Raw genomic sequence first — 18,643 nt, forward strand, 5'->3', positions numbered from 1 at the left:
CCTCCAAAAATCAGCGTTGAATCTGATTTGCGCTTCCTTGGGAATCCCAACCCGTTAAATCGTCACTACGTCCTAGCCTCTAAAAGCTTAAAGTTTCTGCTCACCCCAACTCCACCCACACCGGCGCATGGTCGCTGGCGCCGTCCTGCCCGCGCACGTCGCGGTCTATGCCTGCCCCCTTCAACCGGCGCACGAGCATCTTCGACAGCAGGATGTGATCGAGTCGCAGGCCGGCGTCGCGCGGCCAGCGGTTCCGGCGGTAATCCCAGAAGGTGTAGAGCGTCTCCTTCGGATATTTCTTGCGCAACGCATCGGTCCAGCCTTGTTCGAGCAGCGAGGCGAAGGCGGCGCGGCTTTCCGGCTGCACCAGCGCGTTGTCGTCATAGGAGCGTGTGGCATAGATGTCGCGCGGCTCGGGCACGATGTTGTAGTCGCCGGCCAGCACCACAGGCAGGCCGGTGTCGAGCAGTTGGGCCGCATGCGCCTCCAGCCGCGCGTGCCAGGCGAGCTTGTAGGTGAATTTCGGCCCCGGTTGCGGATTGCCGTTGGGCGCATAGAGGCAGGCGATGACGATGCCGTCCACCGCCGCCTCGATGTAGCGGCTCTGCCGGTCGGCATCGTCGCCGGGCAAGGCATCGCGGGTCAGCACCGGCTCGGCACCGCGCGCGAGTATGGCGACGCCATTCCAGGTCGGCTCGCCCTTCCAGACCGTGCCATAGCCGGCATCGGCAAGCGCGGTGCGCGGAAACTGCGTGTCGCGCCCCTTCAATTCCTGCAGGCACACGACATCGGGTCTCGCGGTGGCGAGCCACGCCAGAAGATTGTCCAGCCGGCTGTTGATGTTGTTGATGTTGAAGCTGGCGATCTTCATTGGCGATCAGGGGACGATCCGCGCCACCCACGCCTTCACCGTCTCCGCCAGCGTGGTCAGATGATCCGTGGTCGAGAAACCCGAAATGCTCTTGCGCGGTTTGAGATCATGGTCGCCGTCCTCGAGCCAGATCACTTCGATCGCATCGGAAAGACCGTAGGTCGCGACCTCGTCCTTCGTGCCGAACTCGTCGCGCGTGCCTTGAAAAATCAGCGTCGGTGTCTTCAGCCCCGCGAGATGTTTTGTCCGCAATTGCTCGGACTTACCAGGCGGATGGAAGGGATAACCGAGGCAGACCAGACCTGATATCTCGCCCTTGGAAAACATCTCGCCGGCGACCATCGAGGCGACGCGCCCGCCCATCGATTTGCCGCCGATGATGAGCTTGCCCGTCACGCCCTTCGCCCTGAGGTCGGCGATCGCCTTGATGTATTCCGGGTTCACCGTCTCGGCGCGCGGCGGTGGCTTGCGCTGGCCATAGCGGCGGGCGGCCATGTAGTGGAACTCGAAGCGCGCGACCTGGAACCCGACGGCGGCGAGCGCCTTGGCGGCGGCGGTCATCGAGGGGGAGTCCATGGAGGCGCCCGCGCCATGCGCAAGCAGGATGGTGACAGGAGCGGTGTCGTGGCCGTCGAAGAGGAAGGTGGTCATGATGTGACGACGCGCGCGACGGTGAAGCTGCCAATCTCCCCCCTTGTGGGGGAGATGCCCGGCAGGGCAGAGGGGGGCGCGAAGGAACGCCAGCCTTGTGTCAAGTCTCTCTGGAATAGGACCGTCTGAAATGAACCGATCCGCCGGCGGGACGGCGCCCCCCTCTGTCCTGCCGGACATCTCCCCCACAAGGGGGGAGATCGGCTGTCATCGCGGCTTTCGCCAACCATCGTCACCCCGCCGACTTCGCCAGTTGCATGTCCACGAACTGCACGCCCCTGGCTGCCACCCCAGCCCATTCCGACGCCGCGTCGAGTTCGAGATACCGCACCCACAGCCGCCGCGCCTCGAGCAAATTGCCGGCATCGAATTCAAGCCGCGCCAGGTTGAACACCGGGTCGGCGTAAGTCTTGTCGAGCGTGATCGCCTTCTGCAAGTGCCTTCGCGCCGAGGCGTCGCGGCCTTGCTCGCTCATCAGCCCGGCGAGGTTGAACCAGGCCTCGACGAAGGCCGGATCGAGTTTGATCGCCCTGGCATAATCGTGTGCGGCTTCCGCCACGCGCCCGGACCCGCGCAAACAGTTGGCGCGGTTGAAGGCGGCGATGGCGTCGGTAGGATCGATGGCGAGGCAGCGCTGGTAGAGTGCGGCGGCACCGTCATGGTCGCCGCCCTCCTCGGCGGCTTCCGCCTCGGCGAACAAGTCTTCCAGCGTGTCGTCGCCCTGTGGCGCGGCGCCCAGATCGAACAGCAACTGCCCGTCGAGTTCGCTCTGGCCGCCTTCGAGGTAGATCGCGTCGGGCCGCCCATGCTGCGAGCCGACATTGAGCGACTTGGCCGTGAGCGAGGCCACCGGGCCGGAGCGGTGGACGGAGCGGGCGATCGCGCCCCACGTGGCGCCTCCGGCGATCAGCCCGGCATATTTACGCGCCAGGATCAGGTCGCGGAAGGAATAGGGCTCCGCGTCATGCTCGAACGCATCGAAGAGCGACAACAGGTCGAGATCGGCGCCGGACAGCCTGGACTGGTCGATCAGCGATTGGCGCGACAGCGAAGACGCCTCGGGCGCCTTCATCAGCCCGAGCAGCCGCAGGAAACCGTTCTCGCTCAAGAGAATGCGCCCGGCCGCGCGCTCGGCGCCGAGACGACGTTCGATCTCGCTATCGCCATTTTTGGTGAGTCCGGCCTTCGTCAGCAGCAAGGTCCGCCCGAACACGACATGCGTGGTACGCCTTGTGACGCCGCGCCTGAGCTGACCGTGCTGGCGCTCCACCTCGCGCGCGGCGAGCCTGAGCGGAAACGCCGCCAGCGCACCGATCGTGCCGAAAACAGCGCCCGGAACGGCCGGTGCCGTCATTTCTTGCTCTTGCCGACCGCCTTGAGCAGGTTGGCCTTGAGCGGATTTTCAGGCGCACCACCCGCGGCCGCCTTCTTGGCGGCGGGTTTGGCAACCTCGTCGGCCTTGCTCTTCGACTTGGCCGGCGGCTTCGACTGCGACAGGCTCGCCTTCAGCGCATCCATCAGGTTGATGACATTGCCGCGCTCCGGCGCCGCCGCGATGATCGGCTTGTGGCCCTTCAGCTTCTCGCGGATCATCGACATCAGCGCGATCTCGTAGCGGTCCTCGTAATTCTTCGGATCGAAGGTGGTTTCCTTCTGCTTGATCAGCGCTTCGGCTAGCTGCAGCATTTCCGGGTCAGGCTTGCCGGCCGGAATGTTTCCGAAATATTCAGCCGTGCCGCGCACTTCGTTCGGATTTCTCAACGTACACACGAACATGCCGTTCTCGCGCGCTCCGATCGTCACCACGCGCTCGCGGCTGGACAGCACCAGCCGGGCGATGGCGAGCTTGCCGGACTTGCGCATGGCCTCGCGCAGCACCGCGAAGGTTTCCTCCGCCATCGCCCCGTCCGGCGCCATGTAATAGGGCGCGTCCTGGTAGATGACGTCGACCTCGTCCTCGTCGACGAAGGCCTCGATGTTCATCGTGTGGTTGGATTCGATACGCACCGCGTCGAGGTCGGCATCATCGATGATGATATACTGCTTGTCCTCGTACTCGTAGCCCTTAACCAGGTCCGCGCGTTCGACGAGCCCCAGTTCAGGGTCGACCGGCTTCATGTTGATGCGGTTGTGGGTCTTCTTGTGCAGCTGGTTGAACGAGATGCGTTCGCTGGCGCTGGTGGCGGGGTATAGCCGCACCGGACAGCTGACCAGACTGAGCTTGAGGTAACCTTTCCAACTTGCCCTGGGCGCCATGATGAACTCCTACGCGGCCATGCGCTGACAGTTAATTCGCAGCGCTTCGTCCGAAGGACGAACAAGGCTGCGCAAATCCTACACCGACCCCGCACAATACCGGCAAATCCCTGACGAAATCTTCCCGCCGGTTTTCGGGGCACGGGCGGAGAATAATTCAAATTGTCGGAAGCGTCGATGGAGTCGGTGTGGCGCTGGCCGTTAGCCTGGGCGGCCATGGCTTCGTCATCGTAGGGCGAAGCAAGGAGCGAAGCGAAGCGGCGAAGACCCTATGATGACGAAGGAGAGGTCGGCAAATCCCGCGCGAACTCGTCGATGTCAGCCCACGGATCGCCGGACGTCTCCAAAAGCCCCGGCAGCGACGCATAATTCAAATCCTGCGGCGCATCGATCGCCTCCAGATCGCTCCAGCTCACCGGTGTCGAGGCCGGCAGGTTGGTGCGGGCGCGCAAGGAATAGGGCGCCGCCGAGGTGTGGCCGCGCGCGTTGCGGTGATAGTCGATGAAGATGCGCCGCTTGCGGTTTTCCTTGCCCATGGTGGTGGTGAAGGTGTCGGGCGCGGTGGCCGCCAGATGCGTTGACATGGCGCTGGTCGCCTGGTGCAGCTTCTTCCAGTTCTGCTTGCCCGTCACCGGAACGGTGATGTGGATGCCGCTGCCGCCGGAGGTTTTTGCGAACGGCACCAGCCCCAGCCCCTCCAGTTCGCCCTTGATGTGGACGGCGGCCTCCACCACCTCGCGCCAGGAAATCCCCTCGCCCGGGTCGAGGTCGAAGACGATCTGGTCGGGCTTGTCGAGGCTCGTGCGATGCGTGCCCCAGGTGTGGAACTCGACGACGCCGAACTGCGCCAGCGCCAGATAGCCTTTCGCGCCCTCGACCGAGAGATAGGACTTGGTCTCGCCCTCGGAATTGGTCGCCTGGAACGTCACCACCGAAGGCGGCATGCCGGTGAAGGCATGGCGCTGGAAGAAGCAGTCCTTGGGCAGGCCGGTTGGGCAGCGCACGAGCGACACCGGGCGGCCAAGGATATGCGGCAGCATGAAGTCGCCGACCAGCGCGTAATAGACGGCGATGTCGAGCTTGGTCGGGCCGGTCTTGCCGAACAGCCGCCGCGTCGGGTTTGTCACCCAGATCGTGGCAAGGTCGGCTTCGGCGATCAGCCGCTTGCGTTTTGCCGAAACCGGCGTCGACAGGCCGACGTCACGCAGACCCCGAAACACGCCGTGGCGCAGTGCATTGTCCGCGGTTCGGTTGGCAAAATGGATGCGCGCCGAAAACAGCGGCTTGACCCAGTGCATCTCGCGCATGATCTCGCGCGGCACGCCTTCCGGCGGCGTTGCGCCGGATGTTAGCGGCTCCAGCCGCGCCAGCAGATCAGCCGCGGTCCCGGCATCGAAGCCGGTGCCGACCTTGCCGCGATAGTGCAATTCACCGTCCACCCATTCGGCCATGCCGAGCGCGGCCAACCCCTCGGCCGCGGCCGAAGTGGTGTAGCCGGCGATGACGAAATCGTCCTTTTCGAGCGCCTTGGTCTTGGTCCAGCTCTTGCTGCGGCCGCTCTGATAGATCGCGGTGGCGCGCTTGGAGACCACGCCCTCCAGGCCGAGTTCCGTCACCTTGTCGTAAAGCCCCTGCCCCGAACCCTCGACATGGTCGGAAAACTGGATGGCGGAGTTGGCGCCAAGCCCGCCAAGCAGTTCGGCCAACAGCGCCTTGCGCCGGATGAGCGGCACCTTCATCAGGTCCCAGCCGTCGAGATGCAGGAGATCGAAGGCATAGAAATGCAGCTTGCTGCCGGCGCCCACCGCCAGCGCGTCCTGCAGCAGCGCAAAACGGGAAATGCCCTTGGCGTCGAGCACCACGATCTCGCCATCGATGATCGCCTCGCGGCACGGCAGCTTGGCGAACGCGCTCGCCAGGTCGCCGTAGCGCTTCGTCCAGTCGATGCCGCCACGCGTGATCAGCCGCACCTCGCCGTTGGAGACATGCGCCATGGTGCGGTAGCCGTCGAATTTGATCTCATGCAGCCAGAGCTCGTTGGTATTCTCGGCAGAGCCCTCGCCACCCGGAGGCTTCGGCACCTGGGTTGCCAGTTGCGGCTCGATACGGCCCAGCGCCCGCGCCTTGGCCGCGCCGGGCAGCTCGCCCGGCTTCAGCGAGCCAGGCTTTGGCGCGGACTTCGCGGCCGGCTTCGGCGACGCCACCAGCTCCTCGATGCGCAGGCCGGATTTCACGCTTTCCGGTCGCGCTTCGAGGATGTTCAGTGCCGTATCGGCGGCGAGGTCGCGCTCCTTGAACAGCAGCCAGTTCTTCTTGTTCTCGTCCTCGCCGGGCTTGGGCTTCAGCCGGGTCAACATCCAGCCGCCATTCAGCTTTTCGCCGGCCAGCCGGAACTTGAAGGCGCCGGTGCGCAGGCTTTTGTCGATATCGTCCATCGGCGCCCAGGTGCCGGTGTCCCACACGATCATCGGCCCACCGCCATATTCCCCTTCTGGGATGACGCCCTCGAAATCGATATACTCGAGCGGATGGTCCTCGGTCTCCACCGCCAGCCTTTTGTCGGCGGGATTGAGCGAGGGCCCGCGCGGCACCGCCCAGCTTTTCAACACATCGCCGACCTGCAGGCGCAGATCGTAGTGGTCGGCGGTGGCGTGATGCTTGTGAATGACGAAGCGGTTGCCGCCTCCAACCATCAACCCGCCGGCCGGCTCCGGCGTCTTCGAGAATTCGCGCTTGGCGCGATAGGATTTGAGCTTAGAGGGCATGTCAAAGGCCGGCGGTCGAAAATAACAACCGCCTCGTTCCGTCGCGGCCCCCTCTGTCCTGCCGGACATCTCCCCCTCTAGGGGGGAGATCGGCGGTTTCGCCGCCGGCTCGTCCCTTGCCAGTTCGGAAATTGGCGAAGCCCGTCGCGACGGCCAATCTCCCCACTAGAGGGGGAGATGTCCGGCAGGACAGAGGGGGGCGCCGTGGGGCGCTACGTTGGCACCACTCGCGATTTTTCACGTGGTCTCAATCGTCAATCGCCGGTGTCAGCTCCAGCTCGGCCGGCGACAGCCCCTGCTGCAACTGGCTCAAGCGGAATTCGTCGACCCAGTAGGCTTCGCCGTCGACCAGCACGCGCGCGCTGTAGGTGCCATCAGAGAAACGCTGCGCGGTGATGTAGACTTTGTGGCGGTCGAGCGCTTTGCGCACCGCTGCGCGCTTAGAGTTCTGGCTGTTCACGGCAGTGGACATGCGCTTCGCCCTCGGTCGCCCGACACGGAACTCGGCCGCTCTTGGCGGCCCGGCGACTGGCCGCAAGGATGGCGGAGACACGCGGCCCTGTCAATTTCGCGGTCGTCGCCCCTCAGTTCTTCAACCGCCGCAAACGGCGCATCACGCCCTGCACGGCCTTGTAAAGCCGCGGCTTGGAGCGGACGAACAGCTCGGCCTTGCAGCGCAGCCTGATATAGGCGGTCGAGGCCCTGCCCTTCAGCGTCATCGCCTCGCACAATTCGGCCAGCACCGAGTTCGAGGCGCCGATATGCTGTTTGTATCCCTGTCCCCCGACTGAGAGATCGAAATAGCCGAGCCCTTGCGCCCGTCCCCACACCATCAGCTTGCCGATCATCGTCAGGCCCGGCGCGACGTTGGCCACTGCATCCTGGTCGATCCCGAGCAACAGTGCGTGCAAGGTGCCCTTCATGACCAGCACATACATGACAGCGAGATAGGCTTGACCGACGCGCAGCCCGAACAGCCGCACGGAGCCGTCGGATAACCCTTGCAGGGCGGCGTCGCGGTAGAACTCGACGATCGGTGCCTGCGTCAGGAGGTCGAAGCGCCCGAGTTCGCGAAAACGGTTGAGCCTGAGGTCCAGCAGCGTGCCGAACTGCTCCTCGATCATATCGCGCGTCTCGGCTTCGACCAGTGCGAGGCCGCCGAGCTGTTCAAAGCGGCGGCAGTGCCTGTTGAAATTCTTGGTGAAGGACGATTTGCAGATACGTTTGATCAGCGTCTCCGGCTCGCCATCCATGACCAGGCCCGAGGCGATCTGGATGGAGTCGCGCGCCGCCGAAAGCAGCGCCAGCGGATTGGTCACGCCGTGGATTTCCTGCGGAATCCCCGCAATATGGATGCGGTCGGCCGGCGGCAGCACGGAGCGGACCGCCGCCCAGGCGGCGTCCGCGCTCTGCCGGGTCCAAGGCCTGGCATCGGCAAGCAGCGGCGCCGAATAATCGCACACGCCGCAGCTCAGCCATTCGATCACATAGTGACCGAGCGCCCGGCGCCGCAACAGCGGCAGCAGCATGACAGGCGCACCAGTGGCGGCGTCGTTCACTTCGACGACGAGCAGATCGGCGCTTTTGGGCATCAGCCGCCTGGCAATCCCTTCCACCCAGGCAAGGCCCTGGTGGCCGGTGCACAGGCCGGTCTCCTCAAGGCGCAGCCAGAGCTGCCTTACGGTGTCGAAGCTGGTGTGCAGCCGCGCGGTATAGCGCGCGGTGGCGACAATGCCGGATCTGATCGGGGAACTTGATTGAGTCGGTGCATCCGCCGCCGCGACCAACTGCACTGCCTGGCTTGCCACATGCTTCTCCCATTCGTTCTGGCCCGCCTCGGCGTCATCCACGCAAGCGCCGCAAACCCCGCATCGTTCCCTGGACCGCTTTGAGCAGCCTTGGGTTGGATCGCACGAAAGCCTCGGCCCGCCTGCGGAACTCGATGACGGCATTGGCCACACTGCCCCGCATCGTGAACCCATGACAGAGTTCGACCAATACCGAACCCTTGGCGCCCATATGTTCCTTGTAGCTCTGGTTGCCGACCGACAGGTCGAAATACCCAAAACCCTGTTCGCGCGCCCAGCCGATCAACCTGCCCATGATTGCAAGCCCGGGTGAGACATTGGGCACGACGCCCTGGTCCATCGCTATCAGGAGAGCATGAACAGTCCCTTGATGAACCAGCAGATATTGAACCGCGATCAGGGCCTCGCCGACGAGCAGCCCGAAAAGCCGCACCGAACCGTCCAACAGGCCCTGAACAGCCGCGTTCCGGTAGAAATCCACGATCTTCTCCTGCGTCAGCAGGTCGAAGCGGCCAAGCTCGCGAAAGCGGTCGAGCCGCATTCGCACCAGTTCGCCGAAGATACGCTCAACCTCAGACGGCGCGGCGGCCTCGACCAGCTCCACACCGCCAAGCCGTTCGAGGCGACGCCAGTCCTTGCCGAACTCCTTGACGAAGGACGGCCTGCAAAGACGCTTGAGGACTGTTTCCGGGTCGCCGTCGATGGCGAGGCCGAACGCGGTCTGGATGGAATCGCGTGTCGCCGGGAGCAAGGCCAGCGGATTGGCCACGCCGTGGATCTGTCGCGGAATTCCCACGATGTGGACGCGGTCCGACGGCGGCAGCGCCGAGCGCACCGCCGTCCACGCAGCCTGCGCGGATTGGCGTGACCACGGGCTGGCATCGGCCAGCAGCGGCGCCGCATAGTCGCAGACGCCACAACTCAACCATTCGACCACCCAATGGTGGAAGGCCCTGCGCCGCATCAGCGGCACCAGCATTCTGGGTTCGCCGGTCGCGGCGTCGGCCACCTCCACGATGAGGAGTTCCGCGCTTTCCGGCAGCAGCCGCGCGACGATCCCTTCCGCCCAGGCGAAATTCTGGTGACCGGTGCACACGCCCTCCGCCTGGAGGCGCAGCCAGAGCGGCCTGACCGCCTCCAGGCTGGTGTGCAGTTTCGCCGTATAGGCGTCGTTCGCCGCGATGGCGGCGGGATGCGGGACCTGCCCGCCGGGCAAGTCGGTCATCGCGGCGATTTGAACTGCCTGGCCTGACACATCCCTCTCCTATCGTCTTGCCGCGGCGAACGAAACCGCCCGCCGCCACGAGCCCAGGCGGCTGTCGTGCTGCTGATCCGGGTGTTCGATGTTCCACATGCGGTGATGCATGAAATACCATGATGCCACGAGCACGAATATCTCGGAGACCGCCGAACCCAGCAGCGCCCACGGCGGGGAGGCGATCGACAGCAGGATCGCGATCGACGCCAGCCCGACGATGGCGCCGCCCAAGGTGATGAAGGCGACGATGCGGAAGTCGCCCATTATCTCGAGCACGATGCGGGGCATGATATAGAGCATGATCGGGACGAAATTCGCGGTCACGAAAAGCCCGATGAACCCCACCGACGCATCCTGGAGGGCCCGGGATTTTATCATGGGCAGGACAAACATGATGGCGCATCCATAGGCCACCGCGCCGAGCCCCATGACGACAGCCCACAGCTTCGCCTGCGCCCAGACACGGCGCGTTTCGTTGTTGCGCATCAGCTTGGCCAGTTCCGGTTGCGTCATGTTCACGAAGGCGAGGCTGATGATGCGCAGCGGCGCGAACAGCACGAGCACCGCCGCCAGCGGCGCATAGGCGGCCGGCCCGGCAATGCCCGCGACCAGCAGCGCCAGGCATTGGCCCTGGATGTTGGTTGTGGTGGCGCTGAATGCCGACCAGCAGAGCTGGGACCAGAGCTTTGCGTAGCGCCGCCGCGTCGGCATGCGGAAGCTGATGCGCATCGTGCGGCGAGCCAGCCGGACCAGGACGAATATGCCAAACAGATTGGCCGCCGCGAGTGCGGAGAACACGGACTGCAGCGCATCCCTGGCCAGCCAGATCGCCAGGCCGGCCATGACGATGCCGGCGATCGTGAAGGCGGCATCGCTGATGGAGACGATCACTTGTTGGCGGCGCGCGAAGAAGGCCGTGCGCATGTGGCTGCGCAGCGACCATGCGCCGACGAAGCAGCCGGCGGCAATTCCGCTGGGATCGCCCAAGAGATGCATCACGATCGCCGTGCCGACGGCCATCAGCAATGCAACGACCAGCGCCGCCGTCCCGAAGGCCACGTCATAGGCGTCGACGCCGGCGCTGTTGGTGCTCTTGCCCATCCATATCGAGGCGGGAACGGCGGTGAGCGACCTGATATAGGACAGGCCGACACCGCCCATTACCATGCCGATGGCGAAGAGGCCGTAGCCTTGCGCCGACAGCATGTGCAGCAGTGCGATGTTGAGGGCAAAGTGGAAGCCGCTCTGCATCGCCTCGCCGCCGATCATCAGCATGAGGCGGCGCACCAGATGGCCAGGGAGTTTCACGGCCGTGTCTCCGCCTGGCGGGCGGTTGCCGTCCGGCCCGGCTTGGCGATGGTTGCCTTCAGCTTGTCCGCGGCTATTGCCGCGATCGCCGCCGCCGCGACCGGCTCGCTGAAGACCGCCTCGTAGCGCGCGCGTCCGGCGGCGACAAAGGAGCGCCAGGCCTGGGGATGCAGGATGATTTCCTCGAGTTTGCCGGCGAGCGCGGCGGCATCGCCGGGCGGAACATGCCAACCCGTTTCGCCGTCGGCGACCACTTCGACCAGCCCGCCGATCGCCGACACCAGCGGCGGCCGGCCATAGGCCATCGCCTCGATGGCGACACGGCCGAGCGATTCCGGACGCCGCGACGGTACGGTGACGATATCGGCCCAGCGATAATGCTCGGACGGGTCGGGGATGAAGGGCAGCACGCTGACACGTCCGGTGAGCCCCATGGTCTCGACCAGTTCGGCGAGCGCGTGCTCGCGTTCGACGCTTTCGAAGGCGCCGCCGACCAGCCGCACCTCGATCCTCGACTTGAGTTCCGCCGGCAGCGAAGCGATCGCCTCCAGAAGCACTTCCTGGCCCTTGATCCTGTTGATGCGGCCAAGCAGCAGCACCTTGAGCGGGCGCTTGCCGTCATAAGTCATCGGTTCGGCGGCGATCGGGCCGGCAACGCCATTATAGACCACATAGGACCGCGCGGATCCGGGGTCGCCAAACGCGGCGCGGGTGGCGCGCGAGTTGAAGATGAGATCGGCATGGCTCCAGTGCATCAGGCCGACGAGGATCCTGCGCATGGCGCCTTCGGGAATTTCGTGGATGTGCAGCACGGCCTTCTGCGGCAGAAGGCGCGCGGCCAGCGCGTAGTCGGCCACGATCGAGGTGTTGACATAGGTGAGATCGCAATCCCTGAGCCGCCGCCAGGCCCTCAGCACCGCGACCGGCAGCCGCACCATCTCGATGGTGGCAAGGCGCACGATGGCCTGGCGCCTCAGCACCCACAGCGGCTCGAAGACGATCCGGGTCGCATGCGGTTCGAGGATCTGTGTGATCGGTCCGCCGCGCGGCAGGACCACTTCGATGTCGGCTGACGGAAACGCGGCGCGCAGCGCGGCCACGCTCTCCGCGAAGCTGCGGTCGGAACCATAGAGTTCATAGCCCTGATGGATGCAGGCAATCCGCATATTCACATGCATCTTTCTGTCAGGGGTGGTGACGATTCCGCCACCTGACGGATCAGGCGAGTGGAGACTTCAAGTCCAATACCCCTTTGGACTTCACTTGTTGCCAGCATGGTGACGAGCGGATGTGGAACCTCGATCACCATACCAATGCTGCACGTCCTCCGCCGGTGTGGCGCACAGAAGTCCATGAGCAAGGATCATGCCGGCCCTGATCTGACCGTCTGCTGGTCGCCAGCTTGCGGCATTGCCTTGTTTCGGTACACATACGCCGGGATAGTTGACCGATAGTGAAACAACTCCGGCCGTTGGAAGAAATATTTTACACCCCGGTGCGATGATGGGCGGAACTGAGCCTGGCATGGATATCGCTGGGCTGTGATTTCCAGACGGGACGGCCCGCGCATTGCGGAATCGAGCGGATTTGAAAGCGCCAGCAGCCATGAAACCGGAAGCGCCCACCATCCTGATCCTCGGGACGCGCGGCATTCCCGCCGCCCATGGCGGCTTTGAAACCTTCGCCGAGAAGCTGGCGCTGTTTCTTGTCGGGCGCGGCTGGAAGGTCGGCGTCTATTGCCAGGAAGAGGTCGACCGGGTCGCCCAGAGGGTGCGCGTCGACACCTGGAAAGGCATCGAGCTCATCCATGTCCAGGTCGCCTCGAAAGGCCCGCGCGCAACGCTGGAATTCGACTGGCAATGCGTGCTCGACGCCGCCCGCCGGCCCGGCGTCTGCCTGGTGCTCGGCTATAATGGCGCGGTTTTCCTGACCTGGCTGAGGCTGATGCGGCGCAGGATCATCACCAACATGGACGGCATCGAGTGGCGGCGGCCCAAATGGGGCGTGGCGGCGCGCACATGGTTCTGGCTCAACGAATGGATCGGCGCCTGGGCCTCGCACCGTCTGGTCGCCGACCATCCCGTCATCGCCGATCACCTGGCGACGCGCCGGCCGCGCAGCGCAATCGCCACCATCACCTATGGCGCCGACCCGGTGGCTTCAGCACCGGAGGCGCCGGTGCGCGCGCTCGGCCTCGAGCCCGGCAAATACCTGATCTCGATCGCGCGCATTGAGCCCGACAACAACATCCTGCCCATCGTCGAGGCCTTCTGCAGCCAGAAGCGCGACATGAAGCTGGTGGTGCTGGGCACGCTTTCAGACCAGATCCCTTATCATGTCGCCGTCCGCAACGCGGCCAACGCCTCGGTCGTGCTGCCCGGCGCCATTTACGACCAGGCGGCGGTCAAGGCGCTGCGTTTTCATGCGCGCGCCTATCTGCATGGCCACACCGTCGGCGGCACCAACCCGTCGCTGGTCGAGGCGCTGGCCGCCGGCAACATGGTGATCGCCCACGACAACCCCTACAACAGATGGACCGCGGGTGCGGCCGCCATCTATTTCACCGACGCGCGGAGCTGCGCCGAACGCATGCAACAGGCGCTGGAGGATGACGCCCTGGTCAAGACCTGCGGCGCGGCCGCCAGGGCCCGCGCCAATGAAGTCTTCCGCTGGGACGATGTCCTGCTTGCCTATGAAACCGAAGCCTACCGGCTTCTGGGCGTGAGCGCCGCCGGCGCCGTACCGGTCGACCGCCCCTCTCCCGGCGCCGTATGACGGGCTGGTCGCGACGGCGGCTGCTGAGGACGGCGCTGTCGACGACGCTGGTGCCCGCCACGGCAGCACTTTCTTCCGCACCGCCCGCGCGCGCCGCCACCGGCGAATGGCGCTTTCGCCGCGGCGTCAATGCCTGGCCCTGGTTCGCGCTGACGCGTGAGTTTCCCGCACCGCGCACCGACTATGCCTGGCCGCCCTTCCAGTCGCAGCGGCCAGTGCCGACACCCGACGACCTTCGCCGGCTGCGCCAGACCGGGCTCGATTTCATCCGCCTGCCGGTCGATCCCGGCCCGTTCCTGGCCGCCGACGCCGCCACGCACGCAAAATTGCTGACGACGCTGGACGATGCCGTGACGGCCGTCATCGATGCGGATCTCGGCATCATCGTCAACGTGCAGGCCAACGGCGCCACTCATTACTGGAATCCCGACCGCATGGTCGCCAGCACCGCCGCGCCGGAATTCGTTGCCTATCGCACGCTGGTCGGCACGCTTGCCGGCAGGCTGCAGCGGTTCGCACAGGGCATGGTGGCGCTGGAACCGGTCAACGAACCGCCGCAGGCGTGCTCCTCCAACGTCTGGTCGAACGTCCAGACGGCCCTTTTGACGGCGGCCAGGGCATCATCCCGGACCTTGCCGCTTGTCGTCACCGGCGGCTGCGGCTCGATGGTGAGCGGGCTCGCCGCGCTCGACCCGGAGCCGCTGGCGGCCTTCGAGCCGATCCTGTTCACCTTCCATTTCTATGAGCCTTACCTGTTCAGCCATCAGGGCGCGCCCTGGATGCGCGAGCCCGTCTACCGCGCGCTCAACAACGTGCCATGGCCGGCCTCCGCCGGTTCGCTGGAACAGACGCTGGCCTCGGTCAGGGCGCGCATGGCTCAGGACACCGAAACCTCCGAAGCGGACAAGCACGCCGCCTATGCCGAAACCGAACGCGTGCTGAAGGTCTATTTCGACGCCAGGCCCGACCGCTGGTTCATCGACAAATATATCGGCCAGGCGCGCGACTGGGCCGACAGCCACGGCATCGCACCGCAGCGCGTCATCATGGGCGAATTCGGCGCGCTGCGCACCGACGCCCGCTATGTCGCCGCCCCCAACCCCGACCGCGCCCGCTACATTTCCGATGTCAGGCAGAGCGCCGAGGCATCAGGCTTCCCCTGGGCCTTCTGGGACCTCTTCGACGGCATGGGCATGATGGACGACAAGACGCGGGCGCTGGACCCGGCGATGGTCGAGGCACTGGGGTTAAGGATGCCGGAATAGAGGAAGCGCTACGCTCGCCGCGCTTGCGCCGGGCGCCGCAACCCCACTTTCACCGGCCTGTAGAGCGCCAGCGCGATCACCACGAACTTGGTCATCAGCGTCGTCTTGGACGCCAGGCTTTCGGAAGTGTTGAGCAGGATCAGCCAGCCCAGCATCGGCAGCCAGATACCGGGATGGCAGCGGCGCGCCACTTCGTGCATGAACAGCACGAAGCCGAAAAACAACAACAGGGTGAAGAAAGCGCCCTGATAGAGGATCAGGCGGATGATCGGGTTCTCGATGCCCTGTTCGAGGCCGTTGATGCGGCGCAGGCTTTCGATGAGATCGATATCCGGCCCCACGATCAGGTCGCGCAGTTCGAAATGTTTGAACAGGTCGAACATCTCGACGCGGGCATTGGCGCTGCCGGAGTCCGAGACGAAGCGCTCGAGCAGCGCGTCGAAAAAGCCATAGGAAGCGGCGAGCACGATAACGACCGGCACCAGCGCGGCAAGGATGAGGCCAAGTGCGGCGCCAAGCAGGTTGATACGCCCCGCACGCAAGGTGCGCAGGCCTTGGAGGAGCAGGTAGCAACCGCCGAGCACGATCGTCGTCACCATCGCCGAGCGCCCGCCAAAGGCGACCAGCGCCGCGCATTGCAGGCCGATCAGCCCGAGCCGCAGCGGCATGGACAGCGACCGCGAGCCAGAAAGCAGCGCCAGTACGTAGATCGAGGTGATCGTGGCATTGGACAGCGGATGGCCCTGGAGGGCTGTCGAGCGCAGGTCGTTCATGAACACCACGCCGTCGAGCCGATAGGGAAAGATCAGCGTCTTGGTGGCGAACTCGAACAGTGCCAGCAGTGCGTTCACGGTCATGATCGTGTGAACGACGGTCTGCATGCGGGCGAATATCTTTTCGTCGGCCTCGGCCAGCATCATCACCAGCAGCGCCGGCGCCACGAAGGTGTCGATCATGCCGGCCATGCCGGGACGCTGCCTGACGATGACGACGACCAGGAGCATGATCGACATGACGGTCATCAGCGCGCTGGCCGGCCGCCTGTCGGCGATGGCCAGCGTGTAGCCGACCGGGTTGCCGAACGTGCAGGCGCGCCAGGCAAACATCAGCACGAGCAGATAGGTGGAGGGATGGATCTTGGTGGCTGGATTGCCGATCAGGCCGTCGTAATTGTAGCCCACCAGCCACAGCATGCCGCCCGAAATGCCGAACAGCAGCGCCACCGCGGCGACCAGGCCGTAGCCGGTCACCCAATCGAGGGAATTGCCGCCGCGAGGCGCGGCCACGGCTTGACCCTGGCCGGCCCAGCCGGCCGCCGGAGTGGCGGGCCGGATGGCAACCATGTCAGGCCGCCTCGTCGACCAGCAGGGCGCCGGTCGGCAACCGCCCCATGACGGAAATGGCCTGCGAGGCCGCCGTGACATCGCGCATCGGCGTCGCGTTGAGCGTGGCGACGAGCACGATCTCGTCGACCATGGCGACCAGCGGCGAGGCGTTGAGATTGTCGGCCAGTGCACCGCCGTCGACGACGACGAGTTCGAAATTGCGGCTCGCCTGGGCCAGCATATGCTGCGTGAAATAGACGCCCTGCGCCTCGGAGAAGGCAGCCTTTGGCCGACCCTTGCCCAGAACGGCGACGTTGCTGCCGGGCGCGTATTGGCTCAGCGCCTCGAAGGCATATTCGCCGCGCAGCACGTCGAGCAGGCCCGGCTGCGGTTCCTTCTGGCCCTTGCCGGCATTGGTGTCGATGAACAGGACGCGGCTGCCCCTGGCAGCCGCCGCGTTGGCCAGAAGGCGCGCCACCCGGCCCCGTTGCGCGGCGTCCTCTGGCGCCGACGTCACAAGGATGGACGGCACCAGCGGCCAGTTCGGCGGACGCTGGCTGGAGGAGAACAGGCGTCTCAGCGCCAGTCCGGCGACGGCGTCCATCTTCTGTCCGGCCGGCGTGGCGGCGCTGCCGAAAGGCCACCAGCGGCGGCGCGCCGATTTTGCCGGCAGCACGCCCACAACCGGCGCATCGATGGCCGATTGCATCTGCGCGCTGGAAAGCACCGTCGGCGATGAATATTCCGCGATCAGCGCCAGGCCGGTGCCCAGCCCCAGGCCGCCGAAGAAGGCGCCGAACACGAGCAGCCCGAGCGGCGGCCAGCTCTTCTTCAGCGCCGGCATGGCGTTGGAGATGATGCGCGCATTGGTGCTGTCGACATTCACCTGCTCGCGCGTTTCCTGCGCCCGCTGCAGATAGGTGGCGTAGACGGAGCGCAACGCCTCGAGATCGCGCTGCAGTTCGCGCAGCTTGACCGAGGCCTGGTCGGTGTCGAGCGACTTGCTCTTCAAGCCCGCGACCTTGGCCTCCAGCGCCTGCTGGTTGGCCAGCGCCCGTTCGTAGTCGGTTTCGGCGGCGGCGCCGATGCGGCCGAGTTCGCGCGCGATGAGCGCGCGCGTGTCGCGCAATTGCTGCTGGGCCGCCATCATCGAGGGATGGCGCGGCCCGAGTTCCGTGCCGAGCTGGGAGACCTGGTCGACCAGCGTCGCCTCCTGCGCCCGCAGGCTCGAAATCACCGCCGAGCGCATCGCTTCCGAGGTCGCGTCCGGCGCGCCGCCGGGCCGGCGCAACTGGTCGACCTGCGCCTTCAGCGCGACCGTGCGGCTCTGCGCGGCCGCGAGTTGCGTGTTGATCTCGGTCAGTTCCTGGTCGCTGACCAGATTGCCCGCGGCCATCACCATGTTGTGGGCGGATTTGTAGGCCTCGACCGCATTCTCGGCCTGCTGGACGCGCTTGCGCTGCTCGTCCAGCCGCGCGGTGATGGAGTCGGAAGCGTCCGTGGCCATCTTGGCGCGTGCGGCGGCCTGGTCCGTCAGGTAGGCCTGCGCGATGGCATTGGCGAGCTTCGCCGCCTTGTCGGCGCTCTTGGCGGTGACGATCACGTCGAGGACCAGAACCTTGTCGGCCCGCTTGACCGCCAACCGCCGGCGCAGCGCATCGAGCGTCTTGCCCGTCCTGTCGGTTTCGGCCGAACCCGAGCCCAGCACGCCGCCGAGCAAATGGCTCAACAACCCGCCCTGTCCGTTGAATTCCGGATCCTTGGTCAGGTCGGTCGCCGCGATAGCCCTGAGCAACACGCCGCTCGACTGGACGACGGCGACCTGGCTTTCCACCATGGTGATGCCGCCATCGGGCGGAACGCGGCTCGGATTGACATCGTTGGTGACCACCTGCAAGTCCTGCGGATCGACGATGATCTCCGCCACCGAGCTGTAGAGCGCCGGCGTGAACAATCCATAGAGCAGCGCTCCAAGGGTCAGCAGCGCGGCTGTGGCGAGGATCAGGAAACGGCGGCGCACCAATATGCGCTTCAGGTCACCCAGTTCGACCGTCGAGGATGGATAGGACGCGGCCGGCGGTGGCTCCGGCGCATATTGCATCACCTCCGGAGCGTGTTGTTGCGGCAACGAGAGCAGGGATGATTGCAAAGGTCGCTCCGACAACACTCCATATGCCCCAAAAGATTAAATTGCGGCTTCAGCCTAGCTATTACTCCAACTGTTAAAACACTGTTAATTATGTTGGGAGCTCTTCTGATTTTTGGCACGGAGTTTGCGTAGCAGAGGCACGGGTCGTGTTGACAGGGCGCAAGCGAGCGGGAAACGAATGGAAATGGAGCAAACATCGGTCTCCAATCCAA

General features: G+C 65.3%; 14 protein-coding genes. 2 read left to right on the plus strand and 12 right to left on the minus strand.

Annotation, left to right across the window (positions count from 1 at the left end; all coding sequences use genetic code 11):
* Positions 1 to 100 precede the first annotated feature (100 nt).
* The 10 genes from LB536_RS21905 to LB536_RS21950 all read right to left on the minus strand — a co-directional run bounded on the left by LB536_RS21905 (position 101) and on the right by LB536_RS21950 (position 12,095).
* Positions 101 to 871, minus strand: coding sequence for an exodeoxyribonuclease III (locus LB536_RS21905; protein ID WP_224596243.1), 771 nt, complete (start codon positions 869 to 871; stop codon positions 101 to 103).
* 6 nt (positions 872 to 877) lie between these two features.
* Positions 878 to 1,522 carry an alpha/beta family hydrolase gene (locus LB536_RS21910; RefSeq protein WP_224596245.1) on the minus strand — a complete coding sequence of 215 codons (645 nt, stop codon included), beginning with the start codon at positions 1,520 to 1,522 and terminating at the stop codon, positions 878 to 880.
* A 232-nt stretch (positions 1,523 to 1,754) separates the two neighbouring features.
* Positions 1,755 to 2,876: a tetratricopeptide repeat protein gene (locus tag LB536_RS21915; protein ID WP_224596248.1), complete on the minus strand. Its 1,122-nt coding sequence runs from the start codon at positions 2,874 to 2,876 to the stop codon at positions 1,755 to 1,757.
* Positions 2,873 to 3,778: a Ku protein gene (locus tag LB536_RS21920; protein ID WP_140759780.1), complete on the minus strand. Its 906-nt coding sequence runs from the start codon at positions 3,776 to 3,778 to the stop codon at positions 2,873 to 2,875. Before LB536_RS21920 ends, LB536_RS21915 begins: the two co-directional genes overlap by 4 nt.
* Positions 3,779 to 4,047: 269 nt before the next feature.
* Positions 4,048 to 6,543, minus strand: a complete 2,496-nt coding sequence (gene ligD, locus LB536_RS21925) for a DNA ligase D (protein WP_224596251.1) — start codon at positions 6,541 to 6,543, stop codon at positions 4,048 to 4,050.
* Positions 6,544 to 6,790: 247 nt separating this feature from the next.
* Positions 6,791 to 7,015 carry a hypothetical protein gene (locus LB536_RS21930; protein WP_027144223.1) on the minus strand — a complete coding sequence of 75 codons (225 nt, stop codon included), beginning with the start codon at positions 7,013 to 7,015 and terminating at the stop codon, positions 6,791 to 6,793.
* 112 nt (positions 7,016 to 7,127) lie between these two features.
* Positions 7,128 to 8,351, minus strand: coding sequence for a GNAT family N-acetyltransferase (locus tag LB536_RS21935; RefSeq protein ID WP_224596445.1), 1,224 nt, complete (start codon positions 8,349 to 8,351; stop codon positions 7,128 to 7,130).
* Between the two features lie 34 nt (positions 8,352 to 8,385).
* A complete protein-coding gene (locus LB536_RS21940) occupies positions 8,386 to 9,606 on the minus strand; it encodes a GNAT family N-acetyltransferase (RefSeq protein ID WP_224596254.1) in 1,221 nt (406 codons plus the stop codon).
* Between the two features lie 9 nt (positions 9,607 to 9,615).
* Positions 9,616 to 10,917 (minus strand): hypothetical protein, encoded by a 1,302-nt coding sequence (locus LB536_RS21945; RefSeq protein WP_224596256.1) that lies wholly within the window; start codon positions 10,915 to 10,917, stop codon positions 9,616 to 9,618.
* The gene (locus tag LB536_RS21950) at positions 10,914 to 12,095 is read right to left on the minus strand and encodes a glycosyltransferase (RefSeq protein WP_411966564.1); all 1,182 of its coding nucleotides are present in this window, start codon (positions 12,093 to 12,095) and stop codon (positions 10,914 to 10,916) included. The genes LB536_RS21945 and LB536_RS21950 overlap by 4 nt, the downstream gene beginning before the upstream one ends.
* 427 nt (positions 12,096 to 12,522) lie before the next feature.
* On the opposite strand from LB536_RS21950, the gene LB536_RS21955 reads away from it, so the two are divergent.
* Positions 12,523 to 13,692, plus strand: a complete 1,170-nt coding sequence (locus LB536_RS21955; RefSeq protein WP_224596259.1) for a DUF1972 domain-containing protein — start codon at positions 12,523 to 12,525, stop codon at positions 13,690 to 13,692.
* Entirely contained in the window at positions 13,689 to 14,957 is a 1,269-nt protein-coding gene (locus LB536_RS21960; RefSeq protein WP_224596260.1) for a glycoside hydrolase family 5 protein, read from the plus strand. The genes LB536_RS21955 and LB536_RS21960 overlap by 4 nt, the downstream gene beginning before the upstream one ends.
* An 8-nt stretch (positions 14,958 to 14,965) precedes the next feature.
* Here LB536_RS21960 and LB536_RS21965 read toward each other — a convergent pair whose 3' ends face one another.
* Both LB536_RS21965 and LB536_RS21970 read right to left on the minus strand, forming a co-directional pair.
* Positions 14,966 to 16,300 carry a VpsF family polysaccharide biosynthesis protein gene (locus LB536_RS21965; protein WP_224596263.1) on the minus strand — a complete coding sequence of 445 codons (1,335 nt, stop codon included), beginning with the start codon at positions 16,298 to 16,300 and terminating at the stop codon, positions 14,966 to 14,968.
* 1 nt (position 16,301) lies between these two features.
* Positions 16,302 to 18,431, minus strand: coding sequence for a GumC family protein (locus tag LB536_RS21970; protein ID WP_224596265.1), 2,130 nt, complete (start codon positions 18,429 to 18,431; stop codon positions 16,302 to 16,304).
* Positions 18,432 to 18,643 lie beyond the last annotated feature (212 nt).

Source organism: Mesorhizobium sp. ES1-3 (assembly GCF_020164795.1).
GTDB lineage: Bacteria > Pseudomonadota > Alphaproteobacteria > Rhizobiales > Rhizobiaceae > Mesorhizobium.

Bases quoted from the DNA above. Each gene is read 5' to 3' on its own strand.
- LB536_RS21905 (WP_224596243.1), bottom strand. From the start codon at position 871: ATGAAGATCGCCAGCTTCAACATCAACAACATCAACAGCCGGCTGGAC.
- LB536_RS21910 (WP_224596245.1), bottom strand. From the start codon at position 1,522: ATGACCACCTTCCTCTTCGACGGCCACGACACCGCTCCTGTCACCATC.
- LB536_RS21915 (WP_224596248.1), bottom strand. From the start codon at position 2,876: ATGACGGCACCGGCCGTTCCGGGCGCTGTTTTCGGCACGATCGGTGCG.
- LB536_RS21920 (WP_140759780.1), bottom strand. From the start codon at position 3,778: ATGGCGCCCAGGGCAAGTTGGAAAGGTTACCTCAAGCTCAGTCTGGTC.
- ligD (WP_224596251.1), bottom strand. From the start codon at position 6,543: ATGCCCTCTAAGCTCAAATCCTATCGCGCCAAGCGCGAATTCTCGAAG.
- LB536_RS21930 (WP_027144223.1), bottom strand. From the start codon at position 7,015: ATGTCCACTGCCGTGAACAGCCAGAACTCTAAGCGCGCAGCGGTGCGC.
- LB536_RS21950 (WP_411966564.1), bottom strand. From the start codon at position 12,095: ATGCATGTGAATATGCGGATTGCCTGCATCCATCAGGGCTATGAACTC.
- LB536_RS21955 (WP_224596259.1), top strand. From the start codon at position 12,523: ATGAAACCGGAAGCGCCCACCATCCTGATCCTCGGGACGCGCGGCATT.
- LB536_RS21960 (WP_224596260.1), top strand. From the start codon at position 13,689: ATGACGGGCTGGTCGCGACGGCGGCTGCTGAGGACGGCGCTGTCGACG.
- LB536_RS21965 (WP_224596263.1), bottom strand. From the start codon at position 16,300: ATGGTTGCCATCCGGCCCGCCACTCCGGCGGCCGGCTGGGCCGGCCAG.